This is a genomic window from Micromonospora sp. KC606 (assembly GCF_004348675.1).
In the GTDB taxonomy this organism is placed as follows: domain Bacteria; phylum Actinomycetota; class Actinomycetes; order Mycobacteriales; family Micromonosporaceae; genus Micromonospora.
The window spans coordinates 1-19,450 of sequence record NZ_SMKN01000109.1 but is presented as its reverse complement, the minus strand read 5'-3'; the positions used below and the strand labels follow the sequence as shown (position 1 = coordinate 19,450).

Annotated in this window: 19 protein-coding genes; all 19 read right to left on the bottom strand. The window is 73.4% G+C overall.

What is annotated here, in order from left to right:
- A partial coding sequence (locus E1193_RS19775; protein WP_279433368.1) for a S4 domain-containing protein occupies positions 1-223 on the bottom strand: 223 nt, incomplete at its 3' end.
- Positions 220-828, bottom strand: a complete 609-nt coding sequence (gene lspA, locus E1193_RS19770) for a signal peptidase II (protein ID WP_132184675.1) — start codon at positions 826-828, stop codon at positions 220-222. The genes E1193_RS19775 and lspA, both read right to left, overlap by 4 nt.
- Positions 829-891: 63 nt before the next feature.
- A complete protein-coding gene (locus tag E1193_RS19765; protein ID WP_132184674.1) occupies positions 892-1,311 on the bottom strand; it encodes a TraR/DksA C4-type zinc finger protein in 420 nt (139 codons plus the stop codon).
- 217 nt (positions 1,312-1,528) lie between these two features.
- A complete protein-coding gene (locus tag E1193_RS19760; protein WP_132184673.1) occupies positions 1,529-3,031 on the bottom strand; it encodes a potassium/proton antiporter in 1,503 nt (500 codons plus the stop codon).
- Between the two features lie 22 nt (positions 3,032-3,053).
- On the bottom strand, positions 3,054-3,356 hold the full coding sequence (locus E1193_RS19755; RefSeq protein WP_132184672.1) for a DUF167 domain-containing protein: 303 nt from the start codon (positions 3,354-3,356) through the stop codon (positions 3,054-3,056).
- A gap of 5 nt (positions 3,357-3,361) precedes the next feature.
- Complete coding sequence (locus E1193_RS19750; RefSeq protein WP_132184671.1) at positions 3,362-4,165, bottom strand: hypothetical protein; 804 nt, start codon at positions 4,163-4,165, stop codon at positions 3,362-3,364.
- 72 nt (positions 4,166-4,237) lie between these two features.
- Positions 4,238-5,035: a DivIVA domain-containing protein gene (locus E1193_RS19745; protein WP_132184670.1), complete on the bottom strand. Its 798-nt coding sequence runs from the start codon at positions 5,033-5,035 to the stop codon at positions 4,238-4,240.
- A 43-nt stretch (positions 5,036-5,078) separates the two neighbouring features.
- A complete protein-coding gene (locus tag E1193_RS19740; RefSeq protein WP_132184669.1) occupies positions 5,079-5,384 on the bottom strand; it encodes a YggT family protein in 306 nt (101 codons plus the stop codon).
- A 28-nt stretch (positions 5,385-5,412) separates the two neighbouring features.
- Positions 5,413-6,108, bottom strand: coding sequence for a cell division protein SepF (gene sepF, locus E1193_RS19735; protein ID WP_132184668.1), 696 nt, complete (start codon positions 6,106-6,108; stop codon positions 5,413-5,415).
- A gap of 195 nt (positions 6,109-6,303) precedes the next feature.
- Complete coding sequence (locus tag E1193_RS19730; protein WP_132184667.1) at positions 6,304-7,050, bottom strand: YggS family pyridoxal phosphate-dependent enzyme; 747 nt, start codon at positions 7,048-7,050, stop codon at positions 6,304-6,306.
- A gap of 9 nt (positions 7,051-7,059) precedes the next feature.
- The gene (gene ftsZ, locus E1193_RS19725; RefSeq protein ID WP_132184666.1) at positions 7,060-8,175 is read right to left on the bottom strand and encodes a cell division protein FtsZ; all 1,116 of its coding nucleotides are present in this window, start codon (positions 8,173-8,175) and stop codon (positions 7,060-7,062) included.
- 241 nt (positions 8,176-8,416) lie between these two features.
- On the bottom strand, positions 8,417-9,235 hold the full coding sequence (locus tag E1193_RS19720) for an FtsQ-type POTRA domain-containing protein (RefSeq protein ID WP_132184665.1): 819 nt from the start codon (positions 9,233-9,235) through the stop codon (positions 8,417-8,419).
- Positions 9,232-10,722 carry a UDP-N-acetylmuramate--L-alanine ligase gene (gene murC / locus E1193_RS19715; protein WP_132184664.1) on the bottom strand — a complete coding sequence of 497 codons (1,491 nt, stop codon included), beginning with the start codon at positions 10,720-10,722 and terminating at the stop codon, positions 9,232-9,234. Before murC ends, E1193_RS19720 begins: the two co-directional genes overlap by 4 nt.
- A 34-nt stretch (positions 10,723-10,756) precedes the next feature.
- The gene (gene murG / locus E1193_RS19710) at positions 10,757-11,860 is read right to left on the bottom strand and encodes an undecaprenyldiphospho-muramoylpentapeptide beta-N-acetylglucosaminyltransferase (RefSeq protein ID WP_132184663.1); all 1,104 of its coding nucleotides are present in this window, start codon (positions 11,858-11,860) and stop codon (positions 10,757-10,759) included.
- Positions 11,860-13,278: a putative peptidoglycan glycosyltransferase FtsW gene (locus tag E1193_RS19705; protein ID WP_132184677.1), complete on the bottom strand. Its 1,419-nt coding sequence runs from the start codon at positions 13,276-13,278 to the stop codon at positions 11,860-11,862. Before E1193_RS19705 ends, murG begins: the two co-directional genes overlap by 1 nt.
- Before the next feature lie 228 nt (positions 13,279-13,506).
- Positions 13,507-14,640, bottom strand: a complete 1,134-nt coding sequence (gene mraY / locus E1193_RS19700) for a phospho-N-acetylmuramoyl-pentapeptide-transferase (protein WP_132184662.1) — start codon at positions 14,638-14,640, stop codon at positions 13,507-13,509.
- Positions 14,637-16,079: a UDP-N-acetylmuramoyl-tripeptide--D-alanyl-D-alanine ligase gene (murF, locus tag E1193_RS19695; RefSeq protein ID WP_132184661.1), complete on the bottom strand. Its 1,443-nt coding sequence runs from the start codon at positions 16,077-16,079 to the stop codon at positions 14,637-14,639. The genes mraY and murF overlap by 4 nt, the downstream gene beginning before the upstream one ends.
- On the bottom strand, positions 16,076-17,599 hold the full coding sequence (locus E1193_RS19690; protein WP_132184660.1) for a UDP-N-acetylmuramoyl-L-alanyl-D-glutamate--2,6-diaminopimelate ligase: 1,524 nt from the start codon (positions 17,597-17,599) through the stop codon (positions 16,076-16,078). The genes murF and E1193_RS19690 overlap by 4 nt, the downstream gene beginning before the upstream one ends.
- Positions 17,600-17,690: 91 nt before the next feature.
- Positions 17,691-19,450: penicillin-binding protein 2 (locus E1193_RS19685; RefSeq protein ID WP_243707791.1), on the bottom strand; the 1,760-nt coding region annotated here is incomplete at its 5' end.

Sequence of the window (19,450 nt, the reverse complement as noted above, 5' to 3'; positions counted from 1 at the left end):
GGGCGGGCAGCGTCACCTCCAGCCAGGACCCGGCCTTGACCTTGTACGAGTTCGGCCGGACGATGCCGTCGACCAGGGCTTTTCCGGCGTCGACCAGGGCCGCCGCGGCCGTGCGGGAGAGCCCGAAGAGGCGGGAGACGGCCTGGTCCAGGCGCATGCCGTCGAGCCCGTCGGGAACGGGCAGGGAACGATGGTCGCCGCCCGCGGCGAAGGCCGAGGTCACGCCCGCTCCCGCTGCTCGGCCCCGGTGCCCGACGGCGTGCCGGCAGTGTCCCCGCCGTCGCCCCTGCCGTCGCGCTGGCGCCCGGTCAACTCCAGCAGCACAGCCAGCAGCACGCCGCAGACCAGGGCGCTGTCGGCGAGGTTGAACACCGGCCAGACCCGGCCGTACGGGTCGAAGAGGCTGACCATGTCCACCACGTGACCGACGAAGTGCCCCGGGGCGCGGAAGATCCGGTCGACGAGGTTGCCGAGCGCCCCACCGAGCACCAGACCGAGCGAGACGGCCCACGGCAGCGACCGCAGCCGCAGCGCCATCCAGACGATCCAGCCGACCACACCGATGGTGATCAGCGGAAAGACCCAGGTGTGGTCGGAGCCGATGCTCCAGGCCGCCCCGCTGTTGCGGGTGAGGGTCAGGTAGACCGCCCCGCCGAGCAGCCGCACCGGCGGGCGGTCGTCCAGGGCCTGCACCGCCAGATGCTTGGTGAGCAGGTCGGCCAGCAGTGCCACCAGGGCGATGCTGGTCAGGACCACGACCGCCCGCCAACGGGGCGTGTCGCCGCCCGGCTCAGCGGTGCCGGATCCGGCGGTCGGTGCTGTGGTCATCGACTCCCCATCGACGTCTGCGACGGCGAGGGCCGCCGTCTCGTGGTCAGCGGGGAGCGGATCTCAGCGCCGCTCCTCCAGCTGCTTGCAGGTCACGCAGAGGGTCGCCGACGGGAAGGCGGCGAGCCGCTCCACCGGGATCGGGTTCCCGCACCGCTCGCACCATCCGTAGCCACCCTCGTCGAGCCGCTCCAGCGCCCGCTCGACCTGCGTGATCCGTTCCCGGATGCTGTTGGCGAGGGAGATCTCCTGCTCGCGCTCGAACGTCTTGGTGCCGGTGTCGGCCTGGTCGTCCCCGGCCGAGTCGGTCAGCCGGTCGCGCTGCAGCTCGGTGATCTCGCTCAGCGTCTGATCGTACTCGGCGCGCAGCTCGTCCCGTCGGGCCGCCAGCGCTCCCCGGATCTTCTCCGTCTCCGCCGCGCTGCGGGTGGCCTTCGCCACCGGCTTGCGGCCGGCGGTCCTGGTGTCGGCTGGCTTCGCCATCGTCAGCTCCCTCAGCCGCGTCACGCGGCGGTCAGTGGTGCCAGGGGTCACCGGCATGGCGCCCCATGTAACAAAACGGGCGCGCGGCGACGAGGGCCGCGCACTCCGGAGGTTGGCAAGAATACGGAACGTACAGGCGTCCGACAACGTGCCCCACCGTCGTACCGCTATTCAGCCCCGAGTAAGCCCCAATCAGGGCAAAAGGAACGCTAGCAGATCAGCCATCCCGATCCTCCCCGTACTCGCCAACCCACCTCGCGAGGCGACCCCGCCGGCTGACCGCCCGCAACCGCCGCTCGGCCTCGTCCCGCGCCCCCACGGTCGCCACGATCAGTAGGCTGTCGCCGGCCCTCAGCCGCGTGCCCGGGCCGGGGACGAAGCCCGTCCCGTCGCGCAGCACCAGGGTCACCGAGGCCCCCGCCGGCAGCCGCAGCTCGTCCACGTGCACCCCGGCCAGCCGGGAACCGGGTGGCACCGTCAGCTGGAGCAGGTCCGCCCGCATCCGCTCCAGCGGGGCGGTCTCCACCCGGATCTCCGTCAGCTCCGCCGGCGCGGTCACCCCCAACCGGCGGGCCGCCCGGGCGAGCGTTCCCGCCTGCAACACGGTGAAGATCACCACCAGGACGAAGACCGCGTCGAAGAGCCGGTCGGCTCCCGGGACCCGCTCCGACAGCGGGATGGTGGCGAGCACGATCGGCACCGCCCCGCGCAACCCCGCCCAGGACAGGAACGCCTGCTCGCGCAGCCGCAACCGGAACGGCAGCGCGGAGACGAACACCGACAACGGCCGGGCGACCAGCAGCAGGGCCAACCCGGTCACCACGGCCGGCAACACCGCCGCCGGCAGCCGGCTCGGCGTGGCCAGCAGGCCGAGCAGCACGAACAACCCGATCTGGGCCAACCAGGCCAACCCGTCGGCGAAACCGAGGATGGCTTGCCGGTGCGGCAGCCGGGCGTTGCCGAGCAGCACGCCGGCCACGTACACGGCGAGGAAACCGGAGGCGTGCAGCACCGCGCCGACGGCGTACGCCAGCACGGTGAAACCGACCGCCGCGATCGGGTACAGGCCGGACGAGGGCAGCGCCGCCCGGCGCAGCGCGTACCGCCCGGCGACCCCGACGGCCAGCCCGACCCCCGCACCCGCGCCCAGCTCGTACCCGACCAGGAACACCTCGTACCACCAGGGGTGGCCCTCGGCGGCGCCGACCGACAGCAGCACCACCAGGATCACCACCGGGGCGTCGTTCATGCCGGACTCCGCCTCCAGGGTGGCCACCAGCCGGGGTGGCAGGCGCAACCGGCGTAACGTGGCGAAGACCGCCGCGGCGTCGGTGGAGGAGAGCACGGCGCCATAGAGCAGGGCCAACCGCCAGTCCAGCCCGAGAAGCAGATGCACCACGGCGCCGACCGCCAGGATGCTGACCAGCACCCCGACCGTGGCGAGCGCCGCCGCCATCCCGAGCACCGGACGCAGGGTGCTCCAACGGGCAGTGAGCCCACCCTCCGCGATGATCACGATCAGCGCGCAGAAGCCCAGCACCCGGGTCAGCTCCGCGTCGTCGAACGCGATGCCCAGGCCGGCCTCCCCGATCGCCACCCCGATCGCCAGGTAGACCAGGAGACTCGGCACGCCGAGCCGGGTGGAGAAGCGGACCGCGCCGACGGCGACCAGCAGGACGGCGGCGCCGACCAGGAGCGCGAGGTTCAGCCCGGGCGTCACGGGGCACCGGCCCGGAGCGCCCTCACCCGTCCGATCCGTCGCGCAACCGCCGGAGCACGTCAATCAGTTCGGGGTCGGGACGCTCGACGCTGAACAGCTTGTCCCGGCTGGCCGCACCGGTACGCAGGGAGACCGCCGCCGGCCGGACACCCAGCGCGCCGGCCAGGGCCCGACGGGCCGCCTCGGTGGCCCGGCCGTCGGCCGCAGGGGCGTTCACCGCGATGACCAGTGCCGGGCCGTGCGGGCCGTCGAAGCGGCCACCGACCCGGGCGCGGGAGACCCCCGGCTTGACCCGCACGGCGACGGTGAGCCTGTGCTCGGGCATCCGGCTCAGCCCGGCGGGGCGTCGGCGAGCAGGCTGGTGTCCGGCGCGCAGGCCGCGCACGGCGTGAAGCCCAGCGAGACCGCCTCGAAGGCCGGCAGTGGCTCGTCGTCGCGCCCGAACAGGTGCGGGCAGGATGCGAGGTGGTAGCGGGGGCGGCCGTCGACGACCCGCACCTCGGTGTCGAGCCGGGCTACCCGGGCGGCGTCGACCGGCGACACCGACTGGACCTCCGGCTCGTCGTCGGGCCAGGCCCCGCCGCTGACCGGCTCGGCGCGCTCCGCCGTCACGTCCAGCGAGGGCGCGGGGCTGACCGGCCGCCACGGGCCGGCGAGGTCGCCGTCCGGGCCACGCTCGGTCGCGCCGGCCGACTCCCGAGCCCCGGTGGCCTCGTCGGCTGACACGTGCCGGGTGGCTACGCCCTCCGGCTCCCCCGGGGCGTCGGCGTGCGACTCCCACGGGCCGTCCACGGCCCCGGTCGCCGGCGGCTCGGGCGGTTGCCGCCACCCGTCACCACCGGCGCCGAACGCCGTGGGCACGTGCTGGACGGGGATGGCCGACTGCGCCGGGGCCACGGTGGCCGGCGGTGCGGTCGGACGGGACCTGCCCGCGAATCCCCGTCCCGTACGCGGTCCGAGCCGGTCACCCGTCGCCCTGGTGACGGCCACCTGGCGGGCGGCGACCACCAACGCGACGGCGGCCAACAGGCTCACCGCGATGGAACTGACCAACAGGGCGCTGGAGCCGTCGGCGAGACCGAGGACCAGCAGCGCCACGGCGACGAGGATGAGCAGCAGACTTGCGACTAGCACGGCTCACCCCCGCCGCGTCGTGTCGGTGTGGCCGGTCGGCGGCCCGTCCGGGGACGACCGCCGACCGTCGAATCAGCGGCCGGCTTCGAGGGCGCCGGAGCGACCACCGTACGAGCCGGCGAGGCCGGCGGCGGCCAGGCCGTTGCCACCGACGGCACGGCTGCCGTCGGCGCGGGTCATCTCGGCTTCCAGGCCCTGGCCACGGCCGTCGAGGTCGCGCAGTTGGCTCTCCAGGTATGCCTTGAGCCGGGTGCGGTACTCCCGCTCGAACTGCTTGAGCTCCTCGATGTGCTTCTGCAGCGCGGTGCGCTTGGCGTCCAGGCCGCCCATGGCCTCCTGGTGCCGCTGGCGGGCGTCGCGCTCCAGCGCGTCGGCCTTGGCGCGGGCCTCGCGGGTGACCTCCTCGGCCTTCGACCGGGCCTCGGAGAGAAGCTGGTCGGCCTCACGGCGGGCGTCGGAGACGTGGTCGTCGGCGGTCCGCTGGGCCATCATCAGCACCCGCAGCGCCTGCTGCTCACCATCGCCGGTGCTGGCCGGGCCGCCGGTGGCGCGCACCTGCTCCAGCTCCGCCTGCATCGCCCGGGCGGCCTGCTCGGCCGCGGCCTTGTCGCGCTGCACCCGGTCGAGCTGGGCCTTGACGTCGTTGAGCTCGGCGGCGAGGCGGGCGTCACCGCCGGGGCCGGCCGGAGCACCACCACGGCCACCGCGCTCCACCTGGGCGCGCAGCTCGTTGTTCTCCTCGATCAGACGGGCGAGCTCGCGCTCGACCTCGTCCAGGAAGGCGTCGACCTCCTCCTCGTCGTACCCCCGCTTGCCGATCGGCGGCTTCTTGAAGGCGACGTTATGGACGTCAGCCGGGGTCAGCGGCATCGAAACTCCTCGGGTCAGTTGCGGCCGCGTAGCGTGCCGGTCATCAGGAAACCGCGATGATCGACGGCGTCAACACAAACCTCATCAGCACGAACAGGATAACCAGGAGCACAAGCGAGGCCAGGTCGATGCTCACGGTACCAATTCGCAACGGAGGGATCACACGCCTCAACGCCTTGAGAGGGGGATCAGTGACGCTCCACACGGATTCCAGCCCTGCCGACGCTCCGCGACCCGGCTGCCACCGACGGCCGTACTGAAGGACGGCACCCAGGACAAACCGGGCCAGGAGCACGATCAGGAAGACATACAGGATCAGGTACAGCACTTGCAACAGGATCGACAACACGGCAGGCGACGTCCCTCGGTCGGGCGGACTAGCTCAGGCTGAAAAAGCCGCCCTCAGCGATCTTGGCCTTGTCCTCAGCGGTGACCTGGACGTTGGCCGGTGAGAGCAGGAACACCCGGTTGGTCACGCGCTCGATCGTACCGCGCAGCCCGAATGCCAGCCCGGCGGCGAAGTCCACCAGCCTGCGGGCGTCGGCCTCGTCCATCTCGGTGAGGTTGATGATCACCGGCACGCCGTCGCGGAAGTGCTCGCCGATGGTGCGCGCCTCCCGGTAGGTCGTCGGATGCAGGGTGGTGATCTGGTACCGCTGCTCCTCCTCCGCCGCCACCGGGCGCTCGCGCGGCTGGACCTGCGGGGCCAGGGCGAGATTGTCCCGGGTGTGGTACGACAGCCCGCCCGACGTGTCCCCCGGCCCGGACCGGGTGATCGACCGCACGCTGGACCGCTCACTGCGCTCCGGGCGCTCCTCGTCGGCCCGGTCGGTTTCCACCGCGCGGCTCGTCACCCGGTCGCCGAGCCGGCCCCGGTCGCCGAGCCGCGGGCGCGGCGCCGGCGGCTCGTCCGCCTCGTCGTCATCGTCGTCGGCGAACTCCTCGGCGTACCGGCTCGACCGGTACCGCGACTCGCGGTAGCCCGGCTTTTCGTAGCCGCCGTCGTCGTAGGCCCGCTCGTCGTCCTCCTCGACGAGACCGAGCCAGACCCCCGCCTTGCGCAGTGCACCCATCCCGCGCCCTTCCGTCCGCCGTGCGGCACGCACCCCCGTGCCGTGTCGCCGTGATCACGAATGGACATCCCATGCCCATCGGATCGAAGCGGCAATCCCCCGACGGACGTTTCGCGGCCGCCCGCCGTGGCCCCCCGAGCACAGGGACGCCGCTCCTGAACAACACTGATGTAATTTGCTTCTATCGCGGCCAGGCTACCGCAGCGTGGGACGCATTCCGAGCAAGGCGCTTCCGACACGGACATGTGTCGCGCCGTGGGCGATCGCCTGTTCCAGGTCGCCGCTCATCCCCGCCGAGAGCGCCGTCGCCCGCGGGTGCCGCTGCCGCAACCGTGCCGCCACCTCCGCGAGCCGGGCGAACGCCCGCTCCGGCTCCCAGCCCAGCGGGGCCACCGCCATCAGCCCAGCCAGCCGCAGCCCGGCCGCGCCGGCGAGCGCGTCGGCGACCGGCTCCAGGCCCCGGTCCGGATCGGTCGAGTCGGGCAGCGCCCCGCCACGGGCCGGATCGCCGTCGATGCTCACCTGCACCAGCGCGTCCAGCGTTCGGTCCCGGCCGGCGGTCGCCGCGGCGTCCAGCGCCCGGGCCAGCCGGACGCTGTCCACCGAGTGCACGACGTCGGCGTAGCGGACCACCGAGCGGGCCTTGTTGCGCTGCAACTGGCCGACGAAGTGCCAGCGGACGCCCACCCCGGCGGCGGCCACCTCGGCCGCCTTCGGCGCGGCCTCCTGGTCGCGGTTCTCCCCCATGTCGGTCACACCGAGCCCGGCCAACGCGAGCACGTCGCCGGCCGGGTACGTCTTGGTGACCGCGATCATGGTCACCTCGGCACGGTTGCGGCCGGCGGCCGCGCAGGCGTCGGCGATCCGGGCACGGACCCGGGCCAGCCCGGCGGCGAGTTCGGCACGCCGATCGGGCCGTACCGTAGCGGCTTGGTCGGTCATCGGCGACGCTCAGGAGCCGTTCTTGAGGAAGTCGGGCACGTCCACGTCGTCGAAGAGCACCCGGCGCGGCGACTGCTGCGGCGCGGGATGCGTCGCCGGCGGCGTCACCGGCGGGGTCTGCGGGGCCGGCTGGTTCTGGTTGGTCTTGCGCGGCGACTCGGCCGCCTTGTACGCCGGCGTGCCCCCGTCGAAGCCGGCAGCGATCACGGTGACCCGCACCTCGTCGCCGAGCGCGTCGTCGATCACCGCGCCGAAGATGATGTTCGCGTCCGGGTGGGCCGCGTCGGTGACCAACTGGGCTGCGTCGTTGATCTCGAACAGGCCGAGGTCGGAGCCGCCGGCGATGGAGAGCAGCACGCCGCGCGCGCCGTCCATGCTCTGCTCGAGCAGCGGGCTGGAGATGGCCGCCTCGGCCGCCTCCACCGCGCGGTTCTCGCCGCGGGCGCTGCCGATGCCCATCAGCGCGCTGCCCGCGCCGCTCATCACGCTCTTGACGTCGGCGAAGTCCAGGTTGATCAGACCCGGCGTGGTGATCAGGTCGGTGATGCCCTGGACACCGGAGAGGAGCACCTGGTCGGCGGTACGGAAGGCGTCCATCATGGAGATGTTGCGGTCGCCGAGCGCCAGCAGCCGGTCGTTCGGGATGACAATCAGCGTGTCGCACTGGTTGCGCAGCTCGTCTATCCCGGCCTCGGCCTGCACCTGGCGGCGCTTGCCCTCGAACGAGAACGGTCGGGTCACCACGCCGATGGTGAGCGCGCCCAGCTTGCGGGCGATGTTCGCCACCACCGGCGCCCCACCGGTGCCGGTACCGCCGCCCTCGCCACACGTGACGAAGACCATGTCGGCTCCCTTGAGGACCTCCTCGATCTCGTCGCGGTGGTCCTCGGCGGCGTTCTTGCCGACGTCCGGGTTGGCGCCCGCCCCGAGCCCGCGGGTCAGCTCCCTGCCGACGTCCAGCTTGACGTCGGCGTCGCTCATCAGCAGGGCCTGCGCGTCCGTGTTGATCGCGATGAACTCGACGCCCTTGAGCCCAACCTCGATCATCCGGTTGACGGCGTTGACGCCGCCACCGCCGATGCCGACGACCTTGATGACCGCCAGGTAGTTGTGCGGAGGTGTCATCTCCGGTCCTTTCCCTTCGAGATTGGCTCGGCCGACCGGGTACGGCGAGGCCAGACCAGCGGTCGACGACAGCTGTCACCAGCGAGGCTTCAGGGGTAAACCCTCACCCTCTACTAGAGGCTTACAGTTATGTCAACCACTGATCCTCTTCGGGGCAACGTAAGCGCCGCCGCGCGATGAGCCAAGGACCTGCCCGGCGTGTCGCCGCCAATGGCGGGACGAGTCACGCACCGCACCGGCCTCATCGGAACGTCACCACGTCCGGCGCGCTGACGTCGATCGTGTCGGCCTGCCGGCCGAGCAGCGCGGTGGCCACCCGGGCCTTGTCCGCGGCGCGGGTGGCGTCCCCCCAGATCACCGTACGATCCCCGCGCAGGGTCAGGCTGATCCGGGCCAGCCCGGCCACGGTGAGCTCGGTGAGCTCGGCACGCAGCTGCGGGGTGAGCGCCGCCAGCACCTCCAGCGCCGCCCGGGTGCCCGGGTCGTCCGGCCCCGGGGTGTCCAGCCGGACCACCGGCAGCCCGTCCGGCACGCTGTCCGTCGTCTGGAAGGCCACCCCGCTGCCGTCGATGACGACGTACCGCCCGTCGTGCGGCACCGCGGCCGCGCCGGTCCGCTCCACCAGCGTCACCACCAGCGTCCCCGGCCAGTCCCGGGTCACCGTGGCCCGTTGCACCGGGGGCAGCGCACCGATGCGGCGGGCGGTCGCGGCCAGGTCGACCCGGGCCAGCGGCACCCCGTCCGGCACCGCCGCGGCGTCACGCACCTCGACCGGGGTCACCAGATCCGCCCCGACCACCCGCACCTCGCGCACGCCGAACAGCCCGGTGCCGAGCAGCGTCCAGGCGACCAGGCCGGCCACCGCGAGCACGCCGCCGGCCACCGCCCAGGGCAGCGCCGCCCGCATCCGCCGCCGCCGGGCCCGGGCCATGAACCGCCGGGTCGACGGCGGGACCGCGTCGCTGCCCGCCCGAACCAGCTGCCAGCGCCGGACCGGGCCACGCCGGGGGCCGCCTCCGTCCGCACCGGCGGTACGGCCCCGCGCCGGACCCGGGCTCATCCGGCCGCGGAGGCCGCGCCGTCCGGGTCGACGGCCGCGCCGAGGGCCGTCGTGCCGGCGGCGCCTCCGGCCCGGGCCAGCAGGGCGTCGAGGAGCTGATCGCCCAGCAGGGAGATCGGCGGCGCGCCCATGGTCACCACCACGTCGCCGGGGCGGGCCCGCCGCGCCACCTCGACCGGGGCCTCGTCCCAGGAGTCCACGAAGACCTTGTGCGCCTCGGCCAGCGGGACCGCCTCGACCAGCGCGGCCGAGCCCTCGCCCGGCTGGCGCAGCTCACCCGGGCCGAAGACCTCCAGCAGCACCAGTTCGTCGGCGATTCCCAGCGCCGCCGCGATCTCGGCCTGCAGGTCCCGGGTGCGGTAGAGCCGGTAGGGCTGGAAAACCACGATCAGCCGGCCGTCCCCGGCCACCTCACGCAGCGTCCGCAGCGCCAGCGTCATCGAGGTCGGGTGGTAGGCGTACTCGTCGTAGACCAGCACTCCGTCGGCGACACCCTTGCGCTCGAAGCGTCGGCGCACGCCCGGGAACGCGCCCAGCGCCGCCTCCGCCGCCTCGACCGGCAGCTCCAGCAGGTACGCGGCGAGCGCCGCCGAGGCGCTGTTGAGCCCCATGTGCCGGCCGGGAATCGGCAGCCGGAACTCGCCCAGCGAGCGGCCCTCGATCTCGGCCAGGTAGCGCACCCCCTGTCCGGAGGAGACCATCGCGCTCAGCCGCAGGTCGGCGTCGGCCGCCTCGCCGTACGTCCACACCCGGCGACCCTCGGCACGCAGCGTCTCGGCCAGCCGCCGGCCGCCCGGGTCGTCCGCGCAGGTGATGATGAACCCGTCCGGGTCGGTGAGCCGGGCGAACTCGGCGAAGGCCGCCTCGAGGTTGGCCAGGTCGCCGTAGGTGTTGAGGTGGTCGGCCTCGATGTTCGTGACGATCGAGACGTACGGGCGGTAGATCAGGAACGAGCGGTCGCTCTCGTCCGCCTCCACCACGAAGTGCTCGCCGGTGCCGTGGTGCGCGCCGGAGCCGACCTCGGAGATCTCCCCACCGATGACGAAGGACGGGTCGGCGCCGGCCTGCTGGAGCACCATCGTCACCATCGAGGTGGTGGTGGTCTTGCCGTGGGTGCCGGCGACGGCCACGGTGCGCCGGCCGGTCATCGCCGCGGCGAGGGCCTCCGAGCGGTGCAGCACCCGCAGGCCACGCCGGCGGGCCTCGTCCATCTCCAGGTGGTCCTGCGGGATGGCCGAGGAGTAGACGACGGTGTCCACGCCGTCGAGGTTCGACGCCTCGTGGCTCATGTGGATCGTCCCGCCCAGCGCGCGCAGGCCGGCCAGGGACGGCCACTCGCGCAGTTCGCTGCCGGAGACCGGCAGGCCGCGGGTGAGGAAGAGCCGCGCCAGGCCGCTCATGCCGACCCCGCCCACCCCGATCAGGTGTATCCGGCCCAGGTCCTCGGCGGTGAGCGTGCCGGCCGGGGTGAACTGCGCGGTGTTCATGAGACGTACCTTCCCGTCGCGGCGGCGGACCTCATCAGGCCACCGCCTCGTAGACGAAGTTCAGCAGGGCGACGTCGCCGTCCCGCCGCCCGTACGCGGCGGCGGCGGCGCCCATCGCGTGCAGCCGGCGCGGGTCGCGCAGCAGCGGGACCACGGTCCGCTCCAGCCAGGCCGGGGTCAGTTCGGCGTCGTCGACCAGCAGCCCGCCGCCGGCCTCGACCACGGGCAGCGCGTTGCGCTTCTGCTCCTGGTTGGAGTGCGGGTACGGCACGTAGATGGCGGGCAGCCCGATCGCGGCCACCTCGGCGCAGGTCATCGCCCCGCCCCGGGCCAGCATCAGGTCGGCTGCGGCGTAGCCCAGCTCCATCTCGGACAGGTAGGGCAGGGCCACGTACGGCGCCGGCAGGTCGGTGGGGATCGGCACCGGTTCGTTGCGGGCGCCCATCACGTGCAGTACCTGCACGCCGCTTCGGGCCAGCTCCTTGGCCGCGCCGGAGACCGCCAGGTTGATCGAGCGGGCACCCTGGGAGCCGCCGGCGACGAAGAGCACCGGCAGGTCGGGACGGAGTCCGAAGTGGGCCCGGGCGGCGTCGCGCAGGGCGGTGCGCTCCAGCCCGGCGATGCCCCGGCGCAGCGGCACGCCGACCACCCGGGCGTCGCGCAGCGACTCGGCCTGGGCCGGCTGGTGCGGGAAGCCCACCGCGACGTTCTTCGTGAACTTCATGCCGAGCCGGTTGGCGACGCCCGGTGGGACGTTCACCTCGTGGATGACGATCGGCAGCTCCCGCCGCCAGGCGGCGAGGTAGCCGGGGACGGAGACGTACCCGCCGAAACCGACCACCACCTCGGCCCGTACCTCGTCGATCACCTTGCCGGCGGCGCGGGCGGCCTTCCACATCCGGTCCGGGGTGCGCACCAGGCTCATGTTGAGCGAGCGGGGCAGCTGGTAGGCGGGGATCTGCCGCAGGTCGTAGCCGGCCGGCGGGATCAGCTCGTTCTCCAGGCCCTTGGGCGTGCCGAGGCAGGTGATCCGGACGCCCGGGTCGTTTCGGCGCAGGCAGTCGGCGAAGGCGAGCAGCGGGTAGATGTGGCCACCCGTGCCCCCTCCGCAGAGCACCACCGAACGCAGCGGACCCATCAGCGTCTCCTCTCGCGCGCCGTTCCGCCGCGGTCCCGGGTCTGCCGGGTGCCGACCGGCGCGGCCTGGTCGTCGGACCGCCGCGCTCGCGACCGGGGTACGGACCCTCGGGCAGCCGGTGGCGACGCCGGGTGGCGACGCCGGCCGGGAAGCGGCGGCAACGGGGCCCAGACTAGTCGGACCCATCGGGCCGGTGGACGGGCGTGCAGGGCTCGGGCCGCGTCGGGTTCGGCGCGGGCGAAGGAGGCGAGCATGCCGACCGCCGCGAGCGTCACCACCAGGGCGCTGCCGCCGTCGGAGATGAACGGCAGCGGCACGCCGGTCAGCGGCAGCAACCCGGTAACCCCACCGATGTTGATCACGGCCTGGCCGACCAGCCAGGCGGTGACGCCCGCGGCGGCGAGCCGGCGGAACGGGTCCTCCACCCGGCGGGCGATCCGCAGCCCGGTGTAGGCCAGCACCGCGAACAGGGTGAGCACCACGACGCAGCCGACCACCCCCAACTCCTCGGCGAGGACGGCGAAGATGAAGTCGTTGTGCGCCTCGGGCAGCCAGTCCCACTTGAGGCCGCTCTTGCCCAGCCCGACCCCGAACCAGCCGCCCTGCTCGATGGCGTACCGGGCCTGGATGAGCTGGTAGCAGCCCTGCAGATCCTGCTCGAAGCAGGTCTTCGGATCCGGCGGGTCGAGCCACGTGGTCAGCCGGCCCAGCCGGTAGTTGTCGGCGTCGCGCGAGCCGGAGCCGGCCCCGAGCGAGGCGGCGGCGACCAGCAGGCCGACGCCGATCAGGCCGACCGCGGAGAGTGCGGCGAAGACCCGCTTCCGGACGCCGGCCGCCCAGAGCAGCCCCACCACCAGCGCCAGCAGGCAGAGCATGCTACCCAGGTCGTTGTAACCGACCAGCACGAACAACAGCCCGACGACCGGGAAGAGCGGGGTGGCCAGCTCCTTCCACCAGCCCAACGCGGCACCCTTGCGGGCCAGCACGTGCGCGCCCCACAGCACCAGCGCGAACTTGGCCACCTCGACCGGCTGGATCGAGATCGGGCCGAGGTAGAGCCAGAGCAGCTCGGCGGAGAGCGGCCCGACCGATTTCACCCGGAACAGCGAGTTCAGGGCCACCAGCAGGTTGAGCAGGAGCAGCAGCGCCACCGCGACGCCGAGCGCGGGCCGGCTCAGGGCCCGGAAGCTGCGGGCGGGCAGTCGCTGGCAGGCCCAGAACACGACCACGCCGATCACCGCGAAGATCGCCTGCTTGGTCAACGAGGCGGCGGCGTCGCCGTTCTTGGTGGCGTAGTCCCTCACGCTGGTCGCGGAGAAGACCATGGTGAGGCCGATCAGCAGCAGCAGACCGGCGCTGGACAGCAGCAGGTAGTAGGAGGCCAGCGGGCGGGCCAGCAGGCCGCGTAGCGCCGCCAGACCGCCGGTCACGTCCAGGCCGCCCGGCGCCGGCGGATCCGTCGTACGCCCCGCGTCCGCGCCCCGCCGGGACGGGGCCTGTGTCGTCGTGCCGGTTGTCGGTTCCTCCCCCACGTGCCCATCATCGCGGTTACGGTGCGCCCGTTCCGGTCGTTCGGTGCGGTCGGCGTGTCGAAATGCGAAACGGGGGCCCCTCGGCTATGGGCCCCCGTGCGCGCCGAACGCGACTCAGCCCATGTTGGCCAGGAAGTCGCTGTAGAACAGCCCGAGGGCGATGGCCACACCGATGCCGGCGATGATCCAGAAGCGCACCACGATGTTGACCTCGCTCCAGCCGGCCAGCTCGAAGTGGTGCTGGAGCGGGGACATCCGGAACACCCGCTTGCCGGTGGTCCGGAACGAGATGATCTGGATCACCACCGACATCGTGATGATCACGAAGAGCCCGCCGATGATTGGCAGCAGCAGGATCGTCCGGGTGGACATCGCCATGCCGGCGATCAGCCCGCCCAGGCCCAGCGCGCCGGTGTCGCCCATGAAGATCCGGGCGGGCGAGGTGTTCCACCACAGGAAGCCCACGCACGCCCCGGCCGCCGCGCCGGCGATCAGCGCGATCTCCAGCGGGTCGCGGACCGTGTAGCAGTAGTTGTTCGGGTCCTTCATGTATGCCTCGTCGGCGCACCAGTGCCGGTACTGCCAGAACGCGATCAGCGCGTACGCCGCGAGCACCATCACCGAGGCGCCGGTGGCCAGGCCGTCCAACCCGTCGGTGAGGTTCACCCCGTTGGTCGCGGCCATCACCACGAAGATGAAGATGATCACCGCGCCGATCTTGGTAACGTCCAGCGCCGGGATGTCCCGGATGAAGCTCAGCGTGGTGCTGCCGACCGTCTCGGTGTTGGTGACCGCCCCCGACGGGCCGGTCATGCTGCTCGGGAAGTACAGCGCGACGACGCCGAAGACCGCCCCGACCAGGATCTGGCCGAACAGCTTGCCACGCTTGTTGAGCCCGCCGCTGTGCCGCTTGCGGACCTTCAGGAAGTCGTCGATGAAGCCGACCGCGCCGGAGAAGACCATCAGCCCCAGCAGCACCAGCGCGGTGATGGTGGGCTCCACCTGGGCGATCTGCGCGTCCGGGAGCGTGGTCAGGGCCAGGTGCCCGGCGACGTACGCGATCACCGTGGCCAGGATGAAGACCACGCCACCCATCGTCGGCGTGCCCTTCTTGCCCTGGTGCATGGCCGGACCCTCGGCCCGGATCGGTTGGCCCGCCTTGAGCCGGGTGAACACCTTGATCGCGATCGGGGTGCCGAGCAGCGACACCAGGAATGCCACGCCGATGGCGACGATGACAGCCCTCACGCCGCGCCCTCCTCGGTCACGACGCCCGGACTCGCCGACTCACGTCCCGCGTTCCCCCGGACGGCCGCCGCGCGCAGCGCGTCGGCCACCTCCCAGGTGCGGTACCGGGAGCCCTTCACCAGGACGACGTCGCCCGGTCGTAGCTCGCTGCGCAGCACCTCGACGGCCGCCGCCTGATCGGTGAGCAGCACCGACTCTCCTCCCCAGTCACTTACCGCTGTCGCGCCGTCGTGGATCGGCGCGGCCGGCTCACCCACCACGAGCAGCCGGTCGACACCGAGCTCGGCGACCAGCCGGCCGACCTCCCGGTGCCCCTCGCGTTCGAAGTCGCCCAGCTCGGCCATGTAGCCGAGCGCGGCGAACGTCCGCCCGCCCCGGCGCATGCCGGCCAGCGCCCGCAGCGCCACCGCCACCGACGCCGGGTTGGCGTTGTACGAATCGTCGATGACAGTGACCCCGTCGGGTCGCTCGAAGACGTCCATCCGACGGGTCGAGACCAGCCCCAGCTCGCCCAGGGCCGCCGCCACCTCGGCCAGCGGCATCCCCAGCTCGCGGGCCACCGCCGCGGCGGCGAGCGAGTTGGAGACCTGGTGCCGGCCGGTCAGCCCGAGCCGTACCGGCACGCTCCCCTCCGGGGTGACCAGGGTGTACGACGCCCGGCCCCGGTCGTCCACGGCCACGTCCACCGCGCGGACGTCGGCGTGGGCCGCCTCGCCGTACCGGATTACCCGGGCGCCGGTGCGGGTGGCCATCGCGTCGACCAGTGGGTCGTCGGCGTTGAGCACGGCCAGTCCGTCGGCCGGCAACGACTCGACCAGTTCCCCCTTGGCCAGGGCGATGTTCTCCACCGAACCGAACTCGCCCAGGTGCGCCACCCCGACGTTGAGCACCACGGAGATCCGCGGCGGCGCCACCTCGCACAGGTACCGCACGTGCCCGATCCCCCGGGCGCCCTTCTCCAGCACCAGGAAACGGGTCTGCGGCGTGGCCTGCAACGCCGTGTACGGGTGCCCCAGCTCGTTGTTGAACGACCCGGGTGGGGCTACCGTGGGCCCGAGCCGGACGGTGAGCTGGGCGATCAGATCCTTGGTGGTGGTCTTGCCCGACGAGCCGGTCAACCCGATCACGGTCAGTTCCGGCAGCCGCTCCACCACGGCGCGCGCCAGCCGACCCATCGCGGTCAACGCGTCGTCCACCAGCACCATCGGCACCCCGGGCAGCTCGCGGGTGCCGAGCACCGCCACCGCGCCGGACGTCACCGCGGCGCCGGCGTAGGCGTGCCCGTCAACCTTCTCCCCGGGGAAGGCGACGAAGAGCGCCCCGGCGGTGACCTTGCGGGAGTCGAACTCGACCGGACCGGTCACCCGGGCCCGCGGGTCGGCGGCGAGCAGCCGGCCCTCGACGGCCGCGGCGACCTCCGCCAGGCTCAGCGCGATCATGGCCGGCCCGCCCGGTCGCCGAAGCGGGCGCCCAGCGCCGCCGCCAGCTCCACCCGGTCGTCGAACGGGTGCACCTCGCCGGCTATCTCCTGGCCCCGCTCGTGGCCCTTGCCGAGCACCGCCACCACGTCGCCCGGCTCGGCCAGCCGCACCGCCTCGTCGATGGCAGCCCGTCGGCCCGGCACCTCGATGATCCGGGCCGGCGTCCCCGCCGCGTACGCCCCGGCGAGCACCTCCGCCCGAATCGTGGCCGGATCCTCCGTGCGCGGGTTGTCGTCGGTCACCACCACCACGTCTGCCCCCTCCGCCGCCGCGGCGCCCATCGCCGGGCGCTTGCCCCGGTCCCGGTCGCCACCGGCGCCGATCACGCAGAGCAACCGTCGGGCGCCCGTCTCGCGCAGGGCCGCCAGCGCGGCCACCACCGCGTCGGTCTTGTGCGCGTAGTCGACCACGCCGCGCACCGGGGCATCCCCGCTGACCAGCTCCAACCGCCCTGGGACGCCGCCGCAGGCGGCCACCCCCCGCGCGGCGGTCGCCGGGTCGACCCCGACCGCCACCAGGCTGGCGATGGCCAGCAGCGCGTTGGCGACGTTGTGCCGCCCGGGCAGGGCCACCCCGGCGGACACGACCACCCCGCCGGGACCGTGCGCGGTGAACCGCTGGGCGTACCCCTCGCCGCCGACCTCGCCGGCCCACCAGGTGGCGGTGGCATCACCGGCCGCCGAGTAGCTGACGGTCGCCGGCTTGAACAGCGGGCGCAGCGCCGGGTCGTCGTGGTTGAGCACCTCGACCGCGCAGCGGCCGTCGAAGAGCTTCGCCTTGGCGGCGAAGTAGTCCGCCGTGTCGGCGTGGAAGTCCAGGTGGTCGGAGCCGAAGTTCGTGTACCCGCCGACGCCGAACCGCACCCCGCCGACCCGCCCCATCGCCAGGGCGTGGCTGGAGACCTCCATCACCAGCGCGGTCACCCCCCGCTCCCGGGCGGCGGCGAGCATGGCGTGCAGGTCGGTCGCCTCCGGGGTGGTGCGGACGCTGTCGACGACCACGTCGCCCAGGCGGGTCTCGACGGTGCCGATCAGCCCGGTGACGTGGCCGGCGGCGCGCAGACCGGACTCCACCAGATAGGCGGTGGAGGTCTTGCCGGCGGTGCCGGTGATCCCGATGACGGTCAGCGCGTCGGTCGGGTCGCCGTAGACGGCGGAGGCGAGGTCGCCCAGCACCGCCCGGGGGTCGGCGGCGACCAGGGTCGGCAGTCCGGCCTCGGCCACCGCGGCGGCGCCGGCCGGGTCGGTGAGAGCGGCCACCGCGCCGGCCGCCGCCGCGCCGGCGGCGAACTCCGCGCCGTGCCGGCGCGCGCCGGGCAGCGCGGCGTACAGGTCGCCGGGGCGGACCTCCTGGCTGGCATGGGTCGCCCCGGTCACCGCCAGGTCGGCGGCACCCTCCGGCGCGGCCAGCGCGAGCCGGGCGGCGAGATCGCCGAGCCGGAGAGCGGGCACGGAACGGGGACGTGGATTGCCGGGCACGGCGTCAGACCCTACCCGGTCGTCCGGTTCCGGCCGTACAGCCGCCCCGGTGGTTCGTCCGCACCCACCGATGATGTCCCGCCGTGCCCGCTCAGCGCGGAAAGACCTCGAACTTCGGGGCCTTGTCTCCGGACGGGGGCACCCGGTAGTGGCGCAGCGTGAAGCCCATCATCTCGCGGAACGCCGGCGCGGCGACGGTGCCGCCCTCGCCGCCCGGGCTCCACACGAAGACCGCCACCACGTACCGGGGGTTCTCCGCCGGGGCCATCCCGATGAACGAGCCGACCTCGCCGGGCTGCTTCACGCCGTTCGCCAGCCGCCAGCCGGTGCCGGTCTTGCCGGCGACCCGGTAACCGGGCACCGCGGCGGCCAGACCGGTGGCGTGGTCGACGGTCGTCACCGCCTCCAGCATGGTGCGCAGCGCGGCGGCGTTGGCCGGGCTGAGCACCGAGCGGGTGACCGGCGGCTCCGCCGGGGTACGCCGGCCGGTCTGCCCGTCGATGATTGCCTTGATCAGGCGCGGCTGGACGTAGGTGCCGTCGTTGGCGATGGCGGCGTACGCGGCGGCCATCTGCAGCGGGGTGGCGTCGACGCTGTGCCCGATCGGCACCGACCCGTACGACGACCCGCTCCACTCCTCGGCGGGCAGCAGCCGCCCCGACGCCTCCCCCGGCATGCCGACCCCGGTGGGCTGTCCCAGCCCGAACCGCTTCTGGTAGTCGATCAGGCGGTCCCGGCCGAGCTTCTCGGCGATCTCGATGGTGCCGACGTTGGAGGAGTAGGCAAGCATCCCCGCCAGGCTCATCCGCTGGCCGTGTGCCGGGTGGGTGTCGGCGAACGTGGTGTCGCCCCTGAGGATGGTGTTGGCGATCGGCAACGTGGTGTCGGGGGTGATCACCCCTTCCTGGAGCGCCGCGCCGAAGGTGATCGCCTTGTGCACCGAGCCCGGGTCGACCACGAAGCTGGTCGCGGCGTCCTCCCGGTCGGTGGGCTTGCTTGTTTCGGGGTTGGCCGCGTTGTAGGTGGGATGGCTGGCCTGCGCCAGCACCTCGCCGGTCTTCACGTCCAGCACCACCGCCGCGCCCACGCTGCCGCGGACCTGCGCCGTCTGCCGCCCCAGTATCTGCTGCACCTGGTACTGCAGGTCGCGGTCGATGGTCAGCACCAGGGAGCTGCCCGGCTTGGCGGGCGTGCGCTGGCTGAAGCCGCCGGGGATCGGTGCGTTCAGGTCGCCCCGGCCGGCCTCGTAGACCCACCGGCCGTCCTCCCCCTCCAGCACGTCGTCGTACCGTGCCTCCAGCCCTTCCATGCCGACCATGTCAGGGCTGGTGAAGCCGACCAGGTTGGCCGCGAGGTCCCCGCCGGGCACCTCCCGCCGCTCGTCGCGGTGCACCCCGATGCCGGCCAGGTCCAGCGCCATGATCTGCGTGGCCTTGGCGATCTCGACCCCACGGGCCAGGTACTGGAACTGCGACTCGCCCCCGCCGGGCAACGGCCGCCGCTGCATCTTCTCCGCCAGCTCGGAGACCGGCACCCCGAGCAGCGGGGAGAGCTGCTGGGCGGTGGCCAACGGGTCCTCGACCCGGGTCGGGTCGGCGAAGACGTACCGCGCCTCGACGCTGCGGGCCAGCGGCGCGCCGGTGGAGTCCAGGATCGCGCCACGCGGAGCAGGCAGGTCGACCCGGGTGGTCCGGAAGACGAGGCCGGCGTCCGCGTACGCCGGGGTGTGGACGGCCTGGATGACGACCAGCCGGACCCCGATGACCGCGAAGAGCGCCAGGGCCAGCAGCGTCCCCAGCCGCAGCCGGCGGCGCGGCTCGGCCAGTCTCGGCGGGCGGGGTCGTCGGCGGG

Coding starts and splice junctions, on each gene's coding strand:
- lspA (WP_132184675.1), bottom strand. CDS start 828: ATGACCACAGCACCGACCGCCGGATCCGGCACCGCTGAGCCGGGCGGC.
- E1193_RS19765 (WP_132184674.1), bottom strand. CDS start 1,311: ATGGCGAAGCCAGCCGACACCAGGACCGCCGGCCGCAAGCCGGTGGCG.
- E1193_RS19755 (WP_132184672.1), bottom strand. CDS start 3,356: ATGCCCGAGCACAGGCTCACCGTCGCCGTGCGGGTCAAGCCGGGGGTC.
- E1193_RS19745 (WP_132184670.1), bottom strand. CDS start 5,035: ATGCCGCTGACCCCGGCTGACGTCCATAACGTCGCCTTCAAGAAGCCG.
- sepF (WP_132184668.1), bottom strand. CDS start 6,108: ATGGGTGCACTGCGCAAGGCGGGGGTCTGGCTCGGTCTCGTCGAGGAG.
- E1193_RS19730 (WP_132184667.1), bottom strand. CDS start 7,050: ATGACCGACCAAGCCGCTACGGTACGGCCCGATCGGCGTGCCGAACTC.
- ftsZ (WP_132184666.1), bottom strand. CDS start 8,175: ATGACACCTCCGCACAACTACCTGGCGGTCATCAAGGTCGTCGGCATC.
- E1193_RS19720 (WP_132184665.1), bottom strand. CDS start 9,235: ATGAGCCCGGGTCCGGCGCGGGGCCGTACCGCCGGTGCGGACGGAGGC.
- murC (WP_132184664.1), bottom strand. CDS start 10,722: ATGAACACCGCGCAGTTCACCCCGGCCGGCACGCTCACCGCCGAGGAC.
- murG (WP_132184663.1), bottom strand. CDS start 11,860: ATGGGTCCGCTGCGTTCGGTGGTGCTCTGCGGAGGGGGCACGGGTGGC.
- murF (WP_132184661.1), bottom strand. CDS start 16,079: ATGATCGCGCTGAGCCTGGCGGAGGTCGCCGCGGCCGTCGAGGGCCGG.